The sequence below is a fragment of the Lentisphaerota bacterium genome (assembly GCA_016873675.1).
Lineage (GTDB): Bacteria > Verrucomicrobiota > Kiritimatiellia > RFP12 > JAAYNR01 > VGWG01.
In genome coordinates, this window is record VGWG01000159.1 from 1 (window position 1) to 4,967 (window position 4,967).

The following is a 4,967-nucleotide window of genomic DNA, read 5'->3' on the forward strand; positions in this document are numbered from 1 at the left end:
TTTGATACCCGCCGTCCGCAAACACTCCCGTTGAGCCGTCGTGGTAGTTCATGTTTGGGGCTACATAGACAAATTTGGCCAGCCAATCCCGCGCACGTTTGATTGCTGGAGTGTCCCTTATAACCGTCCATTGTTGTTGGCATCCAAGCGCGTGCTGCCGGATTCGCAGTTCGAGTCTCTCTTGCGCGCCTGTTCCATGATCTCGTTTCGTTACAACGTGATCGGAAGTCAGCCCACAAGCGAACAGGAGCGGGTTTACAATGCCGTGGCGGAAAAGGTGTCGCGCAATCAAATTGCGGACTCGACGGGAATTGTACGCGCACTGGCGGCAATCTATCCGAGCGACGAAGCCTTTCGCTCGGCCTTCGCGGAAAAAATCTTGCGAACAACACAAACGCGAAACAAGCGCGTGGTTCGCTATATTCTGTGTGAACTGGAGAAGCGGCTGTCGAATGTTGAACTGGATTTTGACAGTGATAGTTTTAACGTGGAACACGTCTTGCCGGAAAATCCCGAAACCGGGTGGGATGCTTTTTCCGAGGATGAACTCGACGCGCTGGTGTTCCGTTTGGGGAACATGACCCTGCTCGCCAGCGGCCCCAATCGGGACATCGGCAATGCGGCATATGTGATCAAACGGCCGGTTTTTACAGGCAGTGGTTTTGAAATTACACGGAAACTGGCCGCGGACAATGCCGATTGGAATCCCGAACGAGTGGCCGCAAGGCAAAATTGGATGGCTACACAGGCGACAACCATTTGGAGAATCGACGCATTGTCATGAGCGTACGGAAAACCAAACTCGAACTCACCTGGATCGGCAAAGAGAACCGGCCGCGCCTGGAGCCGCGCGTCCTGCTGGAAGACCCGGAGAAATCCTACCACGCGGCGCACCGGGTGAAGGATTGGCCGCAAGAGAACGCAAAGACCACAAAAGAATCTCTGCGCTCTTTGCGTTCTTTCGCGGCAAAATCGGATTCCGCCGTCGGCGACCTCTTCGACAACCGCTCTCTTGGGATACGTTCATGACCAAACACCCCAAACTCGAGCTCACCTGGATCGGCAAGGAGAACCGGCCGCGCCTGGAGCCGCGCGTCCTGCTGGAAGACCCGGAGAAATCCTACCACGCGGCGCACCGGGTGAAGGATTGGCCGCAAGAGAACGCAAAGAACACAAAAGATTCTGTGCGCTCTTTGCGTTCTTTCGCGGCAAAATCGGATTCCGCCGTCGGCGACCTCTTCGACAACCGCCTGATCTTCGGCGACAACCTGCTGGCGCTCAAGGCGCTCGAACAGGAGTTCGCGGGGAAGATCAAGTGCATCTATATCGATCCGCCGTATAACACGGGATCGGCCTTTACGCATTATGATGACGGGGTGGAGCACTCGATTTGGCTGTCATTGATGCGGGATCGGCTGGAAATCCTGCGGCGGCTGCTTTCAGAGGATGGTTCGATCTGGGTGAATCTGGATGATAATGAGGGGCACTATTGCAGGGTGCTGATGGATGAGGTGTTCGGCAGGCCGAATTTCCTTGCGGATGTTATATGGGAAAAGGCGGACAGTCCTAGAATGGATGTTAAGTTGTTCTCATCGCGAAGTGATCACATTCTAGTGTTTGCAAAGAACGCAGGAAGCGTCGCAATGAACCGGTTAACCGACGACGAAGTGCCCCAGCATTACAGCAAGACTGACGAAGTCGGTCGCCGTTACTACCTGAAACCGTTGCGGGCAATGGGATCTGACGGGTTTCGGGAAAAGCGGCCCTCCATGTACTATGGGGTGGTTGCGCCCGATGGGGCGACGGTCTTTCCGATGAATCCCGATGGATCTGACAGCCGCTGGCGATGGGGGCAGGATAAACTCGAGAGAGATAAGCATCTGCTTGAGTGGGTGAAGACTAAGTCCGGGTGGAGCCTCTACTTCCGCATCTACCATGAGAACTCTGCGGGCAAGCCGCCCGAGACGATCTGGTTCAACGCTGACGTGGGAAGCAACCGCACATCCAAGGCAGAGATCAAAGGACTCTTTGGCTCAGAGGTGTTTGATACTCCGAAGCCTGAAGGGCTCATCCGCCGGGTCGTTCACATCGCATCAAACCCCGGTGACTGGGTGCTCGATTCCTTCGCCGGTTCAGGAACAACCGGGGCGGTCGCGCACAAGATGGGGCGCCGGTGGATCATGGTGGAGTTGGGCGAGCATTGCCATACGCACATCATCCCGCGCCTGAAGAAGGTCATTGACGGCGAGGACCCGGGCGGGATCAGCAAGGCGGTCAACTGGGACGGCGGCGGCGGGTTCCGGTATTACAAACTCGCGCCTTCCTTGCTGGAGAAGGACAAGTGGGGCAACTGGATCATCAGCAAGGAGTACAACGCCGCCTTGCTGGCCGAGGCGCTCTGCAAACTGGAGGGCTTCCGCTATGAGCCGAGCGAGTCGGTCTACTGGCAACAGGGACGTTCCACTGAGCGGGACTTCCTGTATGTCACCACACAGAACCTGAACGCCTCCCAGTTGGCGCAGTTGAACGACGAGGTCGGCGAGGGGCGCTCGCTTCTTGTCCTCTGTTCGGCCTTCCGCGGCAACCCGGAGAACTGGCCGAACCTGACCGTGAAGAAGATACCGAGGCACGTCATGACCCGCTGCGAATGGGGGCATGACGATTACAGCCTGAACGTCGCCAACCTCCCCAAAGCCCCGCCGAAACCCGGCCAACTGGAGTTGTCCCTTGACTAGCCGCGAAAGAACACAAGAAACACCATGAACAGACACGTCAACTCCATCGCCGGACGCCTGAGCCTGCGCAAACCGCAACGGGACGCCCTGGAAATGCTTGCCCGCATTACCGAAATTGCGCCGCCGGCCAAAAATGCGGACCGCGCCGCCGCCCTATCCTCGATCCGCTCGGAGTACCCCACGGTCAGCGATTTTGAACGCGAATTCCCTTCGGTCTGTTTTGCCCTCGCCACCGGCGTCGGCAAGACCCGCCTCATGGGGGCCTTCATCTCCTACCTCTATCAGGTCCATGGGATCAACGACTTCTTCGTCATGGCCCCGAATTTGACCATCTACAAGAAACTGATCGACGATTTCAGACCGAACACCCCCAAGTACGTCTTCCAGGGCATCGCCGAGTTCGCCACCGAACCCCCGGCCATTATCACGGGTGACGATTATGAGGCCAAGGCCGGCACGCTCTTCGACCAGCTCCTGCGCTGTAAGATTAACATCTTCAACATCTCCAAGATCAACACCGAAGTGCGCGGCGGCAAGTCGCCCCGGATCAAACGCCTCTCCGAGTATATCGGCCAAAGCTATTTCGAGTATCTGGCCAATCTTCCCAACCTCGTCCTGATCATGGACGAGTCCCATCGCTACCGCGCCACCGCCGGCGTTCGCGCGATCAACGAACTCAAACCCGTTCTCGGCCTGGAACTGACCGCCACGCCCTTCGTCGAGAGCCCCAGAGGTCCGGTGCCGTTCAAGAACGTGATTCTCGACTATCCTTTGGGCAGGGCCATGGAGGACGGCTTTGTCAAGGAGCCGGCCGTCGTCACGCGCAAGGACTTCAACCCGGCCGGGATGACGCCCGAGGCCATCGAACGAATGAAGCTGGAGGACGGCATCCGCCTCCACGAGGGGATCAAGGTCGAGCTGGAGACATACGCGCGCGAGACCCGCAACCGCCTGGTGAAACCCTTTCTTCTGATCATCGCGCGGGACACCACCCATGCCAAACAACTCGACACCCTGATCAGGTCCGACGCTTTCTTCGATGGGCGGTATAAGGACAAGGTCATTCAGGTGGACTCCAGCAAGACCGGCGTTGAGGAGGACGAGATGATCGAACGCCTCCTCAGGGTGGAGCACACCGACGAGCCCACCGAGATCGTGATCCACGTGAACATGCTCAAGGAGGGCTGGGACGTCACCAACCTCTACACCATCGTCCCCCTCCGCGCCGCCAACGCCCGCACGCTCATCGAACAGTCCATTGGGCGTGGCCTGCGCCTTCCGTATGGCCAACGCACCGGCGTCACCGCCGTTGACCGGCTCAACATCGTCGCCCACGACCGTTTTCAGGAGATTGTGGACGAAGCCAGGCGCCCCGGATCAGCCATCCAACTGAAACAGGTTATCCTCAATTCCACTGACTTCGTCGCCAAGAGCGTGACCCTTGTCTCCCAGTCGCAACTCGCGAACAGTCTCGGCTTCACCGTCGAGCAACCCACATCCAACACGGTCGTCGCGCCGACCGCCGCGAAACCGGTCTTTGAACATCCCGAGGAGCAAAAGGTCGCGCAGATCGTCTTCAACGAAATCCGCAAACTCGAAAACCAGCCCGCCGCCGTGCCGACCGTTGAGGCGCTGGCCAATCCCGAAATCCAGGCCCGCATCCGCGCGGCCGTGGAATCCCAGTACCGACCGGCGCAGATGGAGATGGATGGCATCGTCAAGCCGCCGGACATTGCCGCGATCGTGGACACCACCACGAAACTCGTCATTCAGAAGACCATCCCCATTCCGCGCATCCTTGTCGTGCCTGCGGGCAAAGTGCGTTCGGGTTTCAAGCGCTTCGACCTCAAGCTGGACGTCATGAGCTTCCCGCCGGTGTCCGACGAACTCTGGGCCAGGCATCTCCGCACCGACCAGGTGGACATCATCGCCATGGGCAAGGCCGGTCCTGACGAGGCCCGCCTGGAAGACTACGTGGTTGGCGGTCTGGTGGACTTCGACGATATCTCCTACGATGCCCATGCCGACCTGTTGTACGATCTCGCCGGCCAGGTTGTCCGCCATCTTCAGTCCTACCTGAAGGACGGGAACGAGGTGCGCAAGGTTCTGCGCTGCTACCAGCGCGTCATCGCCCGTTTTGTCCATGCGCAGATGCAGGAGCACTACTGGGAGGATGCCGCTGCCTACGAGGTGTGCGTCAGCAAGGGCTTCACCGAGCTAAAACCCAGCAGC

General features: G+C 58.6%; 4 protein-coding genes. All 4 read left to right on the forward strand.

The features are described from left to right. The first annotated feature begins 40 nt into the window (after window positions 1-40). Window positions 41-784, forward strand: a complete 744-nt coding sequence (locus tag FJ222_12030; GenBank protein MBM4165150.1) for an HNH endonuclease — start codon at window positions 41-43, stop codon at window positions 782-784. After that, window positions 781-1,029, forward strand: coding sequence for a hypothetical protein (locus FJ222_12035; protein ID MBM4165151.1), 249 nt, complete (start codon window positions 781-783; stop codon window positions 1,027-1,029). Before FJ222_12030 ends, FJ222_12035 begins: the two co-directional genes overlap by 4 nt. Next, entirely contained in the window at window positions 1,026-2,735 is a 1,710-nt protein-coding gene (locus FJ222_12040; protein MBM4165152.1) for a site-specific DNA-methyltransferase, read from the forward strand. The genes FJ222_12035 and FJ222_12040 overlap by 4 nt, the downstream gene beginning before the upstream one ends. 24 nt (window positions 2,736-2,759) lie before the next feature. After that, window positions 2,760-4,967, forward strand: a 2,208-nt coding sequence (locus tag FJ222_12045; protein MBM4165153.1) for a type III restriction endonuclease subunit R, incomplete at its 3' end; no start/stop codon positions are given.